Below are 14371 nucleotides of genomic sequence, written 5' to 3'. Positions count from 1 at the left end.
CCGCGATCCGGAGACGTGGGTGAGTGGCTGAAACCAGTTCCCTGCTAAGGAACCATACCCCTATCGGGGTATCGAGGGTTCGAATCCCTCCGTCTCCGCCAGCGGCCCCTGCCTTCGGGCAGGTGGCGATGGCGGAAATGCGAGCGGTGGACGGACATCTGGTTCGGATTCGCAGGTGCGCAGCACCGAAGAAGGCCGCAGCGCAGCGAAGGCCAATCCCTCCGTCTCCGCCAGTTTTTGCATGGTCCTGACCGAAAACCTCTCTCCTGAAGCACCCGCCCTTGCGGGCGCGCGGTTCTATCTTGCCGATCTGAAGAGCTACGCCGGCAAGAAGCTGGCGCTTGCCGCCGGGCTGGTCGGGCTTGGCGCCATTCTCGATTCGGCGGGCATCGTGATGCTCGTGCCGCTTGTTGCACTGTTTGCGGAAGGCGGCTCGGCAGACAGTGCCACCGGGCGCTTCATCCTCGGCGCACTCGGCAATTCCGGGATCGATGGGCGGGCGGAACAGGTCCTGGCAATCCTCGCGATCTTCCTGTCGCTGCTGACCCTGCGGGCGTTCGTCGCCGCGAAGCGCGAGGTGCTGCTCGTTGCCATCGCCACCGGCTATGTCGACAACTGGCGGCGGCGCATCTTCGACGCGATCGGACGTGCGGAATGGCTGGAGGCAGCGAAGTTCCAGCGCACGGACCTTGAACATGCCGTCACACGGGATGTGGAGCGGCTCGGCATCGGCAACACGCAAATGCTCAGCACAGCGTCGCTGGTGGCGCTTGCGCTGGCCCAACTGGGACTGCTGGCGGTGCTCTCACCGCCGCTCCTGCTGGCCATCGTGGCTCTCCTCACGCTGGCCGTGCTCGCGGGATGGCCGCTGGTCCGCCGCGCAGCCGGGCTGGGCCGCCACCAGACGCGCGCCGAGCGGTCGAGCCATCATGTTCTGGGCGATTTCCTCGCCAGCCAGAAGCTCGCCCGCCTGCACGACGCACAGGCCGAATTCGGCGCCCGCTTCGCAGAGAGCATCGCCGATGCGCGCCGCGGCGCGCTCGACCACGTCAGCCGCCTGGTCCGCTTTCGCTCCGTATTCCAGGTAGTCGCGGGCTTACTGGGGGCGCTCATCGTCGCCATGGGACTGCTGGTGCTGGATACGCCGGTAGAGATCCTCGCGGTCGTCATACTGGTCGTCGCCCGACTATCCTGGCCGGTGCAGGCGATCATCCAGAGCCTGCAATCGACCGCCCACATGCTGCCGGCGCTGGTCGAGCTTCAGCGCACCGAAAGCCGCCTGTTGGCGAGTGCACCGCCAGCCGCGGAGATCCACCACCCTGCGGCGCTGCCCGCCGGTCCTGCAGAAGTGGAGCTACGCAGCATTCGCTTTGCCTATCCCGGGCGTGGGGCGATCCTCAGCGCAGCGAACCTCCAGATCGGCGCGGGTGAGCGGATCGCTCTGGCGGGGCCGTCTGGCGCAGGCAAGACCACGCTGCTGGAAGTGATGGCCGGTCTGCTTAAAGCAAACGAAGGCAGCGTCTTGGTGGATGGCAAGGTGCTGACTACCCCGGCCGAATTCGCCCATTGGCGCGCGCAGATCGCTTTCGTTCCGCAGACCCCCTTCCTTTTCGATGCCACTGTCGCCGAGAACCTGCGCTGGGGCACGAATGGCGCAGATGATGCAGCGATCGCGCAGGCTCTCGCAATCGCCCAGGCCAGCCAGCTCGTCGCCCGCTTGCCACAGGGGCTTGCCACACGCGTGGGCGAGCGCGGCGAAGCGCTGTCCGGCGGGGAGCGCCAGCGCCTCTGCCTTGCCCGTGCCCTGCTGCGCCGCCCGCGCCTGCTGGTGCTGGACGAGGCGACCAATGCACTGGATGCAGCGACAGAGGACCAGGTACTGGCCGCGCTCGCCAGCCGGCGCGGTGATTTCTCGCTCATCATGGTGAGCCACCGCGAAAGTGCCCTGAACCACGCAGACCGCGTGTTTCGCCTGCTGCCCGGCGGCGCGGAGGCAAGCGGGAAAGCCTGAAACGCGCGCGCTGCACTGCACAAGCGCCTTGCCCGCGCGCCCCCGCACCGGCTAGGCGCAGGGCCATGAACAGCCAATCAGATAAGCCCGCGACGGCCCGCAAGGGCATCATCCTGGCAGGTGGCAGCGGAACGCGGCTCTGGCCGCTGACCCGCGGCGTCTCAAAGCAGCTTATGCCGGTCTATGACAAGCCGATGATCTATTACCCGCTCAGCACGCTGATGCTTGCGGGCATTCGCGAAGTCCTGATCATCACCACTCCGGAGGATGCAGACCAGTTCCGCAAGCTGCTGGGCGATGGCAGCGACTGGGGCATGAGCATCGAATATGCCGTGCAGCCAAGCCCTGATGGGCTCGCACAGGCCTTCCATATCGGTGCGGACTTCGTGCGCGGCGGACCAAGCGCGCTCGTGCTGGGTGACAACATCTTCTACGGCCACGGCCTGCCGGACCTGCTGGCGAGCGCCGATGCGCGGAGCAGCGGCGCCAGCGTGTTCGGCTATTGCGTCGCCAATCCCGAGGCTTACGGCGTGGCGGAATTCGACAGCGAGGGCGCGGTCGTGTCGCTGGAGGAAAAGCCTGCCAAGCCGAAGTCGAATTATGCGGTTACCGGCCTCTATTTCTACGACGAGACGGTGGTGGACCGGGCGCGCGACCTGAAACCGTCCCCGCGCGGCGAGCTGGAAATCACCGACCTCAACCGTCTGTATCTCGACGATGGCGCGCTGTCGGTGGAAATCATGGGCCGCGGCTTTGCCTGGCTCGATACCGGAACGCATGCCTCGCTGCTGGATGCCGGCACCTATGTCCGCATCACGGAGGAACGGCAGGGCCTGAAAATCTGCTGCCCGGAAGAAATCGCCTGGCGACAGGGCTTCATCGACAGCGAGCAACTGGACCGCATCGCCCAGCCGCTGAAGAAATCCGGCTATGGCGAATATCTGGCGGCGCTGCTGAAATGAAGATCCGCGAATGCGCGATACCGGGCCCGTTGGTGATCGAGCCCTCCGTCTTCGGGGACGAGCGCGGCTTTTTCATGGAAAGCTGGAATGCAGAGAAATTCGCGGCGGCCGGCCTCGACATTGCCTTCGTTCAGGACAACCACTCGCGCAGCCAGAAAGGGGTGCTGCGCGGACTGCATTTCCAGAACCCCGGCCCGCAGGGCAAGCTGGTGCGCGTCGTTTCCGGCGCGGTCTATGACGTGGCCGTCGATATCCGCCGCTCCAGCCCGAATTTCGGCAAATGGGTCGGCGTGAAACTCAGCGCCGCCAACAAGCTGATGTTCTGGGTGCCGCAGGGCTTCGCGCATGGCTTCCTGACGCTCGTGGACGGGACCGACTTCCTCTATAAATGCGATGCGCCTTACGCGCCGCAGGCCGAGCATACGCTGGCGTGGGACGACCCTGCGCTGGGCATCGACTGGCCGCTGGCGGGCATGGAGCCGCAGCTGTCCGGCAAGGACCGCGAGGGCCGCCCCCTGTCCGAGATCGAGGCTTTCGCGTGAAGGCGCTCGTCACCGGGGCGAAAGGCCAGCTCGGCACCGCCTTGCAGGCGACCGCGCCGGAAGGCTGGCAGGTCGTGGGCGTGGACCTGGCCGAAATGGACCTGGCCGACCCGCAGGCGATCCGCGACGTGGTGACGCGCGAGGCGCCGGATGTGCTGTTCAGCGCGGGCGCCTATACGGCCGTCGACAAGGCCGAGAGCGAACCGGACATCGCGCAGGCGGTGAACGGCGATGCCGTCGGCCACATGGCCCAAGCCCTTGCCGCGATCACGGGCGGGCGGCTGGTGCAGGTTTCGACCGACTTCATCTTCGATGGCACGCGCTCCACGCCCTACCCCGTCGATGCAGAGCCTAATCCGCTGTCCGTCTATGGCGCGACCAAGCTTTCCGGCGAGGCGCAGGCGGGGGACGGGGCGATCATCTGCCGCACAAGCTGGGTCTATGCGGCGGGCGGCGCCAATTTCGTGCGCACAATGCTGCGCCTGATGGCGGAGCGCGACGCGCTGAGCGTCGTCAGCGACCAGATCGGTGCGCCCACACTCGCGACGGGCCTTGCGCAGACGCTCTGGAGCCTTTCCGCGGTGGGCAAGCCCGGCACGTTTCATTACCAGGATGCGGGCGTCGCCAGCTGGTACGACTTCGCCGTCGCCATCCAGGAGGAGGCACTGGCGCTCGGCATGCTGGAGCGTGCGATACCCATCACGCCGATCCGCACGGCAGACTATCCTACGCCGGCCACGCGTCCGGCCTATTCGGTCCTCGACACGCGCGATACCCGCGCGTTAACAGGCCTGCCTGCAATTCACTGGCGCACGAATTTGCGCACAATGCTCAAGGAAGAACAGCAGCTTGGCTAATCTCCTCGTCACTGGCGGCGCCGGTTTCATCGGCGGCAATTTCGTGCATTTCTGGCGCGAGCGGCATCCGGGCGACACCGTCCACGTGCTCGACTGCCTGACTTATGCCGGTAACCGTTCCACCATCGCGGACCTGCCCGACGCGCAGTTCCACAAGGCCGATATCCGGGACACGGACACAGCCGAGGCGCTGCTGCGCGACCATGCGATCGATACGCTGGTGAACTTCGCAGCGGAAAGCCACGTTGATCGTTCCATCAGCGGACCCGACGCCTTCATCGACACCAATATCAACGGGACGCACGCCCTGCTGAAGGCCGCGCGCAAGGTGTGGCTGGACGAAGGAAGCGGCAAACCGCACCGTTTCCACCATGTCTCTACTGACGAAGTTTACGGCTCGCTCGGCCCGCAAGACCCGGCCTTTTCCGAGACGACACAGTACCAGCCGAATTCCCCCTATTCCGCCAGCAAGGCCGCGTCCGACCATCTCGTGCGCGCTTATCACCACACTTACGGGCTGGAGGTCTCCACCTCCAACTGCTCCAACAATTACGGGCCGTACCAGTATCCGGAAAAACTGATCCCGCTGTTCCTGATCAACGCGCTGCATGGTCGCAGCCTGCCGATCTATGGCGACGGCATGAATGTGCGCGACTGGCTGCATGTGGAAGACCACTGCCGCGGCATCGAGGCAGCGATCCTGCGCGGGACACCGGGCGAGGTCTACAATATCGGCGGCGGGCAGGAATTGCCCAACCTCGAGGTGATCGAGCAGATCTGCGCTGGCGTGGACCAGGCTTTTGCCGTGGACCCGCAGCTGGCCGGCCGCTTCCCCGATGCCCCGCCTGCGAAGGGTCAGAAGACCGAGACGCTCAAGACCTTTGTCGAGGACCGCAAGGGGCATGATCGCCGCTATGCCATCGACGAGACCAAGGCGCGCGAAGAACTGGGATATTCCGCCAGCCGCACTTTCCAGCAGGGCTTTGCCGAGACGCTGGCTTGGTACCTGGAAAACGAGGGCTGGTGGCGCCCGCTGATGAAATGAGCGCGCCCGAGCTCTCCGTCCTGATCGTCAACTGGAACACGCGCGAGATGACGCTGGAATGCCTGCGCTCGCTCTACGCCGAAACCAGCACGACCGACTTCGAGTGCATCCTCGTGGACAATGGGTCGCATGACGGGTCGGCCGAAGCCATCGCCGCCGAATTCCCGCAGGTCCGGCTGATGGCCGAAAGCGAGAACCACGGTTTTGCGAAGGCCAACAACCTCGCAGCCGAAATCGCGCGCGGCGAATATTTGCTGCTGCTTAACAGCGATACGCTGGTGCTCGACGGGGCCATCGACAGGCTGATGGACTTCGCCCGCGCAAATCCGGATGCGAAGGTCTGGGGCGGGCGCACGGTGTTTGGCGACGGTTCGCTCAACATCGGCTCGGCATGGGGGCAGCTGACGCCCTGGAGCGCCTTCTGCTTCGGCAGCGGGCTGTCGCTGCTGAAGGTCAACGCCTTCGATCCCGAAGCCATGCGCGGCTGGGACCGGTCAACCGAGCGGCAGGTGGACATCGTCTCGGGCTGCTTTTTCCTGATGAAGCGCGCCTTCTGGAACGAACTCGGCGGCTTCGACCTGTCCTTCTTCATGTACGGTGAGGAAGCCGAACTGTGCGCCCGTGCGCGCAAGGCCAGGGCCGAGCCGCGCGTTACGCCGGATGCCACCATCGTCCATTACGGCGGCGCCAGCGCGACATCGAAATGGCAGAGCCGGTATTACGTCCTTGCAGCCAAGATTGCGTTGGCGCGCAAGCATCTGGGCGAGGGCAGCGCGAACTGGATCCGGCGCTTTTTCGTGTCCGGCGTGGGACTGCGCAGCTTCGGCTACCGCGCGCTCGCGGCGCTCACCGGCAAGGGCAGGCGGCAGGCCGAGGTCTGGACCGAAGTCTGGAACCGTCGTGAAGGCTGGCAGAACGGGAAACCGCCAAGTTCGTGAGTCCCTGCGGAGGCAGGAACCTCCTCCAGTAAGCAGGTCATCGTCGCGAAGAGGCCCCTGCCTGCGCGGGGGCTCGGTTCGGTTTACAGGCCGTGCGCCTCGGCCACGGCCTTCGCAATGCGCGCGCTGGCCTTGCCGTCCCCATAGGGATTGTGCGCCTGAGCCATCGCATCATAGGCCGCCTTGTCATCGAGCAGGCGGTTCGCCTCGCTGACAATCCGCGCCCGGTCCGTGGCGACCAGCTTGGCCGTACCTGCATCCACGCCTTCGGGCCGTTCGGTCGTGTCGCGCATGACCAGCACCGGCTTGCCCAGGCTGGGCGCCTCTTCCTGCACGCCGCCGCTATCGGTCAGCAGCAGTTCTGCCATGCCCATCAGGCGGACGAAGTGCGGGTAATCTAGCGGTTCGATCAGCGCGACATTGTCGAGGTGACCCAGCGCCGCTTCCATGACGGGGCGGACATTGGGGTTGGGATGGACCGGGAAGACCACGGCCACATCTTCGCGCCGAGCGATCTCCGCCACGGCCGCAGCGATGTTCTGCATGCCCTCGCCAAAGTTCTCTCGCCGGTGCGCGGTCAGGCCCACGATACGCTTGCCGGCAAAGCGCGCGGCGACATCGTCCAGCCCGCTGGCGAGCGAGGGATCGGCCTTCACCTTGTCATGCGTTGCCAGCAGCGCGTCGATCACCGTGTTGCCGGTGACGAAGATGCTGTCCTCGGAAACATTCTCGCGCCGCAGCGCCTCTGCCGCGCCCTCGGTCGGGGCGAAGTTCAGGTCGGCAACCGCGCCCGTCACCTTGCGGTTCACTTCCTCCGGCCAGGGGGAATAGATGTTGCCGCTGCGCAGGCCCGCCTCGACATGGCCGACGGGGATGCGGCGGAAGTAACTCGCCAGCGTCACCATCATGGTCGTCAGCGTGTCGCCATGTACGATGACCCGGTCCGGCTCCCACTCGTCCAGCGCGGCGCCGTATTTCGTGATGATGCGCGCCGACAGCGCGTCGAGCGACTGGCCCGGCGTCATCAGGTCGAGGTCGATATCGGCGCTGATCCCGCCAATCTCCATCACCTGGTCGAGCAATTCGCGGTGCTGCGCAGTCAGCGCCACGCGCACATCCATGCCCCCATGCTCGCGCAGGGCGTGAACGACGGGGAACATCTTGATCGCTTCCGGCCTCGTGCCGAAGCTGACGAGAATGCGCGGCGCGCCGGACTTGGCAGGCGCGCTCATGCCCACATCCCGCGCGTATCGTAAATCGTCTTGCCCGACGCTATGGAGCGCGGGGCATTCTTGAAGGCATCGTGGTCGACCAGCACGGCGACAAGGTCTGCCTGCGCCATGGCATCGTCCAGCGATGTCAGCACCGCGCCGCTGCCGGCCAGCTTGCCGGGCAGGGCTTTGGTGAAGGGCTCCACCACCAGCAGGCGATCGGCGTAATCGGCGACCAGCTCCTCGGCGATTTCGAGCGCGGGGCTTTCGCGGAAATCATCGATATTCGGCTTGAAGGCGAGGCCGAGCAGGGCGAGCTTCGCGTCCGGCCTCGCGTCCATCATGCCCTTCAGCCGCTCCGCGACATGGACAGCCTTGCCGTCGTTCACTTCGCGCGCGGTGCGGATCAGGCGCGCCTTGTCCGGCGTGGCCGCGACCAGGAACCAGGGGTCAACCGCGATGCAATGCCCGCCCACGCCCGGGCCGGGCTGCAGGATGTTGACTCGCGGGTGACGGTTGGCGAGGCGGATGACCTCCCACACGTCGATGCCCATCTCCTCAGCAATCAGTGACAGCTCGTTGGCGAAGGCGATATTGACGTCGCGGAAGCTGTTTTCGGACAGCTTCACCATTTCCGCCGCGCCCGCTTCGGTCGGCAGGCAGGCCCCGTCAACGAACTGCTGGTAGAATGCCGCGGCGCGCTCCGAACAGGCAGGGGTCAGCCCGCCGATCACGCGGTCGTTGGCGACCAGTTCGGCGATGATGTGGCCGGGCAGCACACGCTCCGGGCAATAGGCGAGGTGGACGTCATGCGCGCCATCCTCGCAATGCCCGGGCACTTTCAGGTCGGGCCGCAGCTCCGCCAGCCGCGCGGCGATCTGCTTGGTGGTCCCGACCGGCGAGGTGCTCTCCAGGATCACGCAATTGCCGGGGCGTACCTTCGGCGCGATCATCTCAAGTGCCGAGAGGACATAGGAAATGTCCGGCTGGTGATCGCCCTTGAAGGGCGTGGGCACAGCAATCAGGAAGGTGTCCGCTTCCGGCGCCTCGGTGCTGGCCGACAGCAGCCCGCGGCTGACCACGTCGCGCACCAGCGCGTCGAGATCCTTTTCCTCGATATGCACGCCGCCAGCGTTGATCGTGTCGACAGCTTCGCGGTTGATATCGACGCCGCGCACGCTGAGGCCGCTGCGCGCAATGACGGCAGCAGTCGGCAGGCCGATATAGCCGAGGCCGATCATGGCCACGTCAAAACTCTTTTCGGGTTCACTCACAGGAAAAGCCCCAATCTTTGCCGGATGCCGCGCGCAATAGCCTAGCGCGCGATGATTGCCACCCCGTCAATACCGCTCCAGCGGATTGCGGCCCGACAGCTTCGTCTTCAACAGCAGCCACGCATAGGCGGCATTGGTGCTGGCATAGCGCCAGAACATCTTGCGCGGCTCCTTCACCATGCGGTGGAACCATTCGAGGCCGTTGCGCTGCATCCATCGCGGTGCGCGGCTGACGTGGCCCGCCAGCACGTCCACGCTGCCCCCCACACCCATGATGAAGGGCACGCCGAGGTCCCTGGCATGGGCATTGAGGAAACGCTCCTTGCGCGGCGTCGGCATGGCTACGAACAGGCAGTCCGCGCCGCTGACACGGATGTCAGCCACGATCTGCGGCACGTCGTCCGGCCCGTAATAGCCGTTGCGCGCGCCTGCGAACTCAAGGCCCGGATTGCGCTGCATCGCCTCTGCCATCGCGCGCTCGAGCACGTCCTGCCTCGCGCCGAGGATATAGGGCCGCCGCCCGGTCCGCGCGCACAGGGCCAGCACGTCGAGGAACAGGTCGACGCCGGCGACCCGTTCAGCCTTGTCCACGCCGAACAGCTTCAGGCCCAGCACGATCCCCATGCCATCAATGCCCACAAGGTCGCTGCCGCGCACGTCCTCGGCCAGCAGTTCATCGCCTTCCAGCTTGATCAGCTTCGCGACATTGAGCGCGGTGTGGCGCAGCGGCTGACCGCTATCCATAGCCTGCTGCGCACGCGCCAGCGTCTGTTCCCGGTCGAGCAGGTCGACGGGCGTCCCGAAGAACGTGATGCGACTTGCTGCCTGCTGCATCAGGCTGCCCCGGTTTGCGGGCCTGCGGCCGCCTGCGTCTGCAGATTGTGCGAGATCGTGATGCCGATCCCGGCCAGGGCGATGAAATAGGCGAAGATGCCGCCGGTAAATGCCACCGTGAAACCGGTCAGGAAAAGGGTGACCAGCGCGAATGCCAGGCCGCGCATTGTCATCAGGTCCGCCATTGGCAGGCGCGAGCTTGCGCGGGCGACCAGCGTAATCGCTCCGACGAAAAAGCCGGTCAGAAGCAGCGCCGAGGGAATGCCGTAACGCACAGCCAGCAGCAGCCAGTGGGCGTCGATCGATTCGGTCACCACCCAGGTCGGCCGTTCGTAGCCTTCGAAACCGATGCCGAAGATCGGGTAATTGCTCACCGACAACAGCCCGTATTCCCAGATCAGCGTCCGGAAATAGCCGGTTGCCGGGCTGAGCGTGAAGTAACGTACGAATACGCTGACAAGACCGCTCTTCGAAGCAATCTGGATCACGGTCGCAACCGCTATGACCGCGCCGATCAGCAGCGGCCAGTTCAGTTCGCGGATGCGCCGCTGGAGGAATTCATACGCCGTCAGACCGGCTGTCACCATCAGGGCCAGGATCGCTGCCGAGCTCAGCGAGAAGAAACCGAACAGCGATCCGGCGATCCCGGCCATCTTTGGAGGCATCTTGAGCCAGCCGAACAGGTAAAGCCCAAGGCCGCTTGCAAGGAAAACGCCGGCAAGGATCGAGTGCGGGAAGCCTGCCTGTGCGCGCATGAGGCCAAGCCTGATCTCCCCAGCGCGGTTTTGAACGCCAGCCTCTTCACCGCTGAGATAGACCGGCAGGGGCCCGAAAACGCTCTGCGCCAGCGGCTGGAGGATCAGGCGTCGCGACACACTTTCGAGAAGCATGATCCCGCCCGAAATGGCGAAGCCCGGGGCGACAAAAACCAGCAGGCGTCGCAGGTCGTGCAGCGAGCGGACCGATATCCGCCCGATCAGGTAAGCCAGCACCGTATCGAAAGCCTGCGCGCCGCCGCGCTCCAGGCCATCGGCAAACCCGTAATTGGCCATCATGGCCACGATCATCCACGCCGCTGCACCAAACACGCAGGTGTCTATCGGGCGGAAGCGCAAGGCCCCGCGCGCGATCGCCATCAGGATAAACGGCGTCATCGCATACATGTATGCGCGGTCCGGGAAGATCACGAACTGGCCGAACTGCAGCCTGATCTCACGGGGCAGCATGGCTGCGTAGAACAGCAGCGCGGCAATCCAGACCGGCCCTGCGGCGGTCGCTTCGGCGCGGCTGCGCGCCGGTTCCGCGGCGGGTGCGGGACGGCTGGAGGTGACGGCAATGCTCGACATGCGGGGGACTTAATAGCGTCCCTGCCGCAAAGTTCTACATAAAGCGCAGCGGTGTTCACCGGCCTGGCTCATGGTGGGATTTACGGCCCGTTTCGGCGGAGGCGCAAGGGACGGTCAGTGTGGCAGGCCGGGGCGGCCTGAGAACTTTCCGCTTTCCTACAAATCTCACCCCTGAATAGCGGACCCGTTCTCCCCTTCCCGAATCATCATCCGGAGAACGACAATGGCTTTCGACCCCTTCAACCGCACCGTGGACACGCCCGGCGATCCTGCGCGTGACTGTTTCCCTGTCACCCCTGCCGACAATGCCGACCTCGATCGGCTGACCAAGGCGATCTATGTTGGCACGGGCGGCGATATCGTGCTGCGCGCAGCGGATGCGGATGTCGATGTGACCTTCCGCAACGTGCCCGCCGGCAGCATCCTCGACATTCGAGTGCGGGCCGTGCGCGTGTCCGGGACCACGGCCGCCGACCTGGTCGGCCTTTCCTGATGGGGCGCCTGGGCTTTGGCTACGGCGCGCGCCATCGCAGGCGTGCGCTGCCCGGCGGCAGCGGCGTGGTGGCTGCCCCGCCGCCAACAATCGAGGACAACGGCTGGTCGGTCCGGCTGGACTCGCCGCAGGACCTCTCCATGCAGCCACTGGCTGTGCAAAGGCAGGGCTTCTCGGCAAGTGGGGCGCCGGCCAGCCACGCCGCCACCACCCTGCTGACGAAGCGCGTGCGTGAAGCCTGGCCCGACCACGCGCAGGATACACCCGGCCGCGTCGCCCTGTCCGATTATCTCTACGCTACGGACGCGGTCGCGGGCTGGGACAACGCCAGCACCGCCGCCGCGCCGAAACCGATTGCCGCATGGACCATGCCGGCGCGGGAAATCGTGGGCGCAGCGCTGGCGTGGGAGCTGGTCGCTTTCCACCGCGACGCCCGGCCCGATCCGGTCGACGGTACTGGCCGGCAGGTGGCATGCGTGCGCGTGCGGGCCAGCAATGGCGCGGCCTCGACTGCCTGGCAGGTGGTTTCGCAGACCGGGCTGTCCGCCTTATGCGAAGATCGCCAGCCGCTGGAGACCTATTCCGGCACGCTGGACGTCTCCGCCCTGCCCGATGGGCCCGTATGGCTGGAAGCCGAAGTGGTGCCGTGGTTCGGCGCGGAGGCATCGGTGCTGCGCAGCGAGGACAACGCCGCCCCGCGCGAATTCTCTCGCCGCTGGTTCCGCAAGGATGTCGCCCGCGCGGCCAATCCGCCGGTCGTTTACCTCTCCTCAACCGGAAGCGACGCGACCGGAGTCGTCTCGGCGGACAATGCCGCCGCACTGGCTGCGCCATGCCTGACGCTGGCCGGGGCCTTCACCCGGGCACGCAGCCAGCTGGGGGCGGCAACGGGATCCTTCGACGGCCTGCGCATCCGCGTGCTCGACCGCGTGCGCTGCGGTGCGATTGGCTGGCAGCCCTTCTACCCGCAGGACATCGCGGCGGTCATCGTGGAGCGCGCACCGGGCACGGCCCGCGAGGCCGCAATCCTCGAATGGAATGCGAGCCTTCGCACCTATTTCAAGGACCACTCCACCGGCCTGTCCGAAGGCGCGCTGACATTCCGTGACCTCACGATCGCGCGCACCGGTCCCCATGCCTTCTACGGCGAAGCAGCCGCGCAGCTGGAAGTCCGCTTCCATGACGTGGTGTTCGACAATGCCGGGCACGCAGGTTCTTGGCGCGCGAATTCGCATATATCCGTCCATGGGATGCAGATGACGGGCTATAACAACAACCTCCTCCAGACGAGCGCGGGCGAGCTTCGCATGCTGCGCGGGCTGGATGCGGACATGGCGGGCGGCGGACCCGAAGCGTGGGTGACGCTCGGCAGCCGCATGACGAATGCCGGGGCATGCCGCGTCGCCGATCCGGCGAAGGGCGCGCTCTTCTATGGCAATGAATGGCGCAGCCCGGCGGCAGTGACCGGGACGATCACCTTTGCCGGCAGCGTCGCGGGCCAGCGGATCGGCCCGGTGGCCATCGTGCAGAACCTGATCGAGGTCACGCATACGGAAGCAAGCGCCGCCGCGTTCGTGCTCGCCAGCGTCGGGCTCGGCGATGTCAGCCACGCTGTCATGTTCCACAATTGCGGGACTGGCGAGGGCCAGCTCGGCCGCTGGAACATCTGTTATGACGAGCATCCCGCGGCGACCCGCACGCACACGCTGGTGCGTTATGCCGGGAATTTGTGCGAACAGTTCAACACCAAGGGCGACATCTTCCAGCAGGACGGGTCGCGTCTCGGCCAGTTCCCGCTGACCCACGGTGTCGGCTGTTCGGGCAACTTCACCGTGTCCCTGCCCAACGCCCCGTCAAGCGAAGCGCAGACTTATCCCGGACCGGGCAGCCTGATCGGCGCGGGCGATCCCGGCTTCGTACAGGACAGGTCCACTTCGGGCACAGCAGAGGCGCCCATGGCAGGTGCGGGCGGCGGAGACTATGCGCTGATTGCGGCATCTCCCGCGCGCGGGATCCAGCCCGATGCGGTCCTGGCCTTCGACCTTGCGGGCAATCCGCGCGGCAATGGCCCGCAGGCCGCCGGGCCTTACGCCTGACGGCAGGCCCCGGCGATCGCTTCACGCAGCCGCTTCGACCCGGTGGCGGTGTAGTGCAGGCCATCGGGGCCAGTCGGCCCGGTTACCGCCTGGACATAGCGGGCTCCCCTCTCCTTCGCCGTCTGCGCCACGAAGGCGCTGGCGGCGGGGGAGTTCGCCACGCCGACCAAGATCAGGTCGTATCCGCCCGCCATGCTGACGAGCTGCGGATAGAGGCGGCGGAAATCCTCCATCTCGTCCCCCGCAGCGAAATGGTTGGCGCCAATCGCGATCACCACCGTCCGGGGCTGCGTAGCTTCCAGCAGGCCGGGCAGCGCCTGCATGGCCTGCTGCGTGCGCGCCCCGCCGATTCCGGCGTTGAAAGTGCGTCCACACGCGCCCGCGAGGTACGTCTGCTCCACCAGGCTATCGCCCAGCACCAACGTGTCAGCCGGCCCGTATTGCTGTGCAAGGACCTTCACGAAGGGGGTGCGCGCGCTGGCATAGGGCGGGCTTTCCCCGCGCAGGTCGCCAATCAGCAGCCCTGTCAGCAGGGCAGCGCTGCCTGCCAGTGCGTATAATGCGGATCGGCCCATGGCCGGTACACATAGGCCAAGGGATGGGAGCTGGAATTACGGCAGAATACCTAGCCCGCCATCGCGGCAGGCGCGGCGGCTTTTGCGCGAGTTATCTCAGCGCAGGACGTTCAGGAGGACAAACAGGATCACCACGATGATCACAGAACCCCCGACGTAATACAAAAGGTCCCGCTTGCGGCGACGG

General features: G+C 66.0%; 13 protein-coding genes and 1 tRNA gene. 9 read left to right on the top strand and 5 right to left on the bottom strand.

What is annotated here, in order from left to right:
- Positions 1 to 9: 9 nt before the first annotated feature.
- The 7 genes from A6F65_RS04150 (at position 10) to A6F65_RS04120 (ending at position 6355) form a co-directional block, all read left to right on the top strand.
- Positions 10 to 101 (top strand) — tRNA-Ser (locus tag A6F65_RS04150).
- Positions 102 to 175: 74 nt separating this feature from the next.
- Entirely contained in the window at positions 176 to 2011 is a 1836-nt protein-coding gene (locus A6F65_RS04145; protein WP_067786237.1) for an ATP-binding cassette domain-containing protein, read from the top strand.
- Between the two features lie 65 nt (positions 2012 to 2076).
- Positions 2077 to 2973 carry a glucose-1-phosphate thymidylyltransferase RfbA gene (gene rfbA / locus A6F65_RS04140; RefSeq protein ID WP_067786235.1) on the top strand — a complete coding sequence of 299 codons (897 nt, stop codon included), beginning with the start codon at positions 2077 to 2079 and terminating at the stop codon, positions 2971 to 2973.
- Entirely contained in the window at positions 2970 to 3515 is a 546-nt protein-coding gene (gene rfbC, locus A6F65_RS04135; RefSeq protein WP_067786233.1) for a dTDP-4-dehydrorhamnose 3,5-epimerase, read from the top strand. Before rfbA ends, rfbC begins: the two co-directional genes overlap by 4 nt.
- Complete coding sequence (gene rfbD / locus A6F65_RS04130; RefSeq protein ID WP_067786231.1) at positions 3512 to 4372, top strand: dTDP-4-dehydrorhamnose reductase; 861 nt, start codon at positions 3512 to 3514, stop codon at positions 4370 to 4372. The genes rfbC and rfbD overlap by 4 nt, the downstream gene beginning before the upstream one ends.
- The gene (gene rfbB / locus A6F65_RS04125; protein WP_067786229.1) at positions 4365 to 5417 is read left to right on the top strand and encodes a dTDP-glucose 4,6-dehydratase; all 1053 of its coding nucleotides are present in this window, start codon (positions 4365 to 4367) and stop codon (positions 5415 to 5417) included. The genes rfbD and rfbB overlap by 8 nt, the downstream gene beginning before the upstream one ends.
- Positions 5414 to 6355 (top strand): glycosyltransferase family 2 protein, encoded by a 942-nt coding sequence (locus tag A6F65_RS04120; protein WP_067786227.1) that lies wholly within the window; start codon positions 5414 to 5416, stop codon positions 6353 to 6355. The genes rfbB and A6F65_RS04120 overlap by 4 nt, the downstream gene beginning before the upstream one ends.
- A gap of 83 nt (positions 6356 to 6438) precedes the next feature.
- Here the strand turns inward: A6F65_RS04120 and wecB are convergent, their stop codons facing one another.
- The 4 genes from wecB to A6F65_RS04100 form a co-directional block, all read right to left on the bottom strand.
- Positions 6439 to 7587, bottom strand: a complete 1149-nt coding sequence (wecB, locus tag A6F65_RS04115) for a non-hydrolyzing UDP-N-acetylglucosamine 2-epimerase (RefSeq protein WP_067786225.1) — start codon at positions 7585 to 7587, stop codon at positions 6439 to 6441.
- Positions 7584 to 8807 (bottom strand): UDP-N-acetyl-D-mannosamine dehydrogenase, encoded by a 1224-nt coding sequence (gene wecC / locus A6F65_RS04110; protein ID WP_067789973.1) that lies wholly within the window; start codon positions 8805 to 8807, stop codon positions 7584 to 7586. Before wecC ends, wecB begins: the two co-directional genes overlap by 4 nt.
- 99 nt (positions 8808 to 8906) lie before the next feature.
- Positions 8907 to 9674, bottom strand: coding sequence for a WecB/TagA/CpsF family glycosyltransferase (locus tag A6F65_RS04105; protein WP_067786223.1), 768 nt, complete (start codon positions 9672 to 9674; stop codon positions 8907 to 8909).
- The gene (locus A6F65_RS04100; protein WP_067786221.1) at positions 9674 to 11020 is read right to left on the bottom strand and encodes an O-antigen ligase family protein; all 1347 of its coding nucleotides are present in this window, start codon (positions 11018 to 11020) and stop codon (positions 9674 to 9676) included. The genes A6F65_RS04105 and A6F65_RS04100 overlap by 1 nt, the downstream gene beginning before the upstream one ends.
- A 223-nt stretch (positions 11021 to 11243) precedes the next feature.
- Here A6F65_RS04100 and A6F65_RS04095 point away from each other — a divergent pair, with 223 nt between their 5' ends.
- Together A6F65_RS04095 and A6F65_RS04090 are read left to right on the top strand one after the other, a co-directional pair.
- The gene (locus A6F65_RS04095) at positions 11244 to 11513 is read left to right on the top strand and encodes a spike base protein, RCAP_Rcc01079 family (RefSeq protein ID WP_067786219.1); all 270 of its coding nucleotides are present in this window, start codon (positions 11244 to 11246) and stop codon (positions 11511 to 11513) included.
- Entirely contained in the window at positions 11513 to 13609 is a 2097-nt protein-coding gene (locus A6F65_RS04090; RefSeq protein ID WP_067786217.1) for a hypothetical protein, read from the top strand. Before A6F65_RS04095 ends, A6F65_RS04090 begins: the two co-directional genes overlap by 1 nt.
- Here the strand turns inward: A6F65_RS04090 and A6F65_RS04085 are convergent.
- The gene (locus tag A6F65_RS04085) at positions 13600 to 14184 is read right to left on the bottom strand and encodes an SGNH/GDSL hydrolase family protein (protein WP_067786215.1); all 585 of its coding nucleotides are present in this window, start codon (positions 14182 to 14184) and stop codon (positions 13600 to 13602) included. The two genes, A6F65_RS04090 and A6F65_RS04085, sit on opposite strands and share 10 nt — an antisense overlap.
- Between the last annotated feature and the right edge of the window lie 187 nt (positions 14185 to 14371).

The organism is Paraurantiacibacter namhicola (genome assembly GCF_001687545.1).
GTDB classification, from domain to species: domain Bacteria; phylum Pseudomonadota; class Alphaproteobacteria; order Sphingomonadales; family Sphingomonadaceae; genus Paraurantiacibacter; species Paraurantiacibacter namhicola.
Note: the sequence above shows the minus strand (reverse complement) of the source record. Positions and strands in the feature narration are given on the sequence as shown.

Coding starts and splice junctions, on each gene's coding strand:
- A6F65_RS04100 (WP_067786221.1), bottom strand. CDS start 11,020: ATGTCGAGCATTGCCGTCACCTCCAGCCGTCCCGCACCCGCCGCGGAA.
- A6F65_RS04090 (WP_067786217.1), top strand. CDS start 11,513: ATGGGGCGCCTGGGCTTTGGCTACGGCGCGCGCCATCGCAGGCGTGCG.
- rfbA (WP_067786235.1), top strand. CDS start 2,077: ATGAACAGCCAATCAGATAAGCCCGCGACGGCCCGCAAGGGCATCATC.
- rfbC (WP_067786233.1), top strand. CDS start 2,970: ATGAAGATCCGCGAATGCGCGATACCGGGCCCGTTGGTGATCGAGCCC.
- A6F65_RS04095 (WP_067786219.1), top strand. CDS start 11,244: ATGGCTTTCGACCCCTTCAACCGCACCGTGGACACGCCCGGCGATCCT.
- A6F65_RS04085 (WP_067786215.1), bottom strand. CDS start 14,184: ATGGGCCGATCCGCATTATACGCACTGGCAGGCAGCGCTGCCCTGCTG.
- wecB (WP_067786225.1), bottom strand. CDS start 7,587: ATGAGCGCGCCTGCCAAGTCCGGCGCGCCGCGCATTCTCGTCAGCTTC.
- A6F65_RS04120 (WP_067786227.1), top strand. CDS start 5,414: ATGAGCGCGCCCGAGCTCTCCGTCCTGATCGTCAACTGGAACACGCGC.
- A6F65_RS04105 (WP_067786223.1), bottom strand. CDS start 9,674: ATGCAGCAGGCAGCAAGTCGCATCACGTTCTTCGGGACGCCCGTCGAC.
- wecC (WP_067789973.1), bottom strand. CDS start 8,807: ATGATCGGCCTCGGCTATATCGGCCTGCCGACTGCTGCCGTCATTGCG.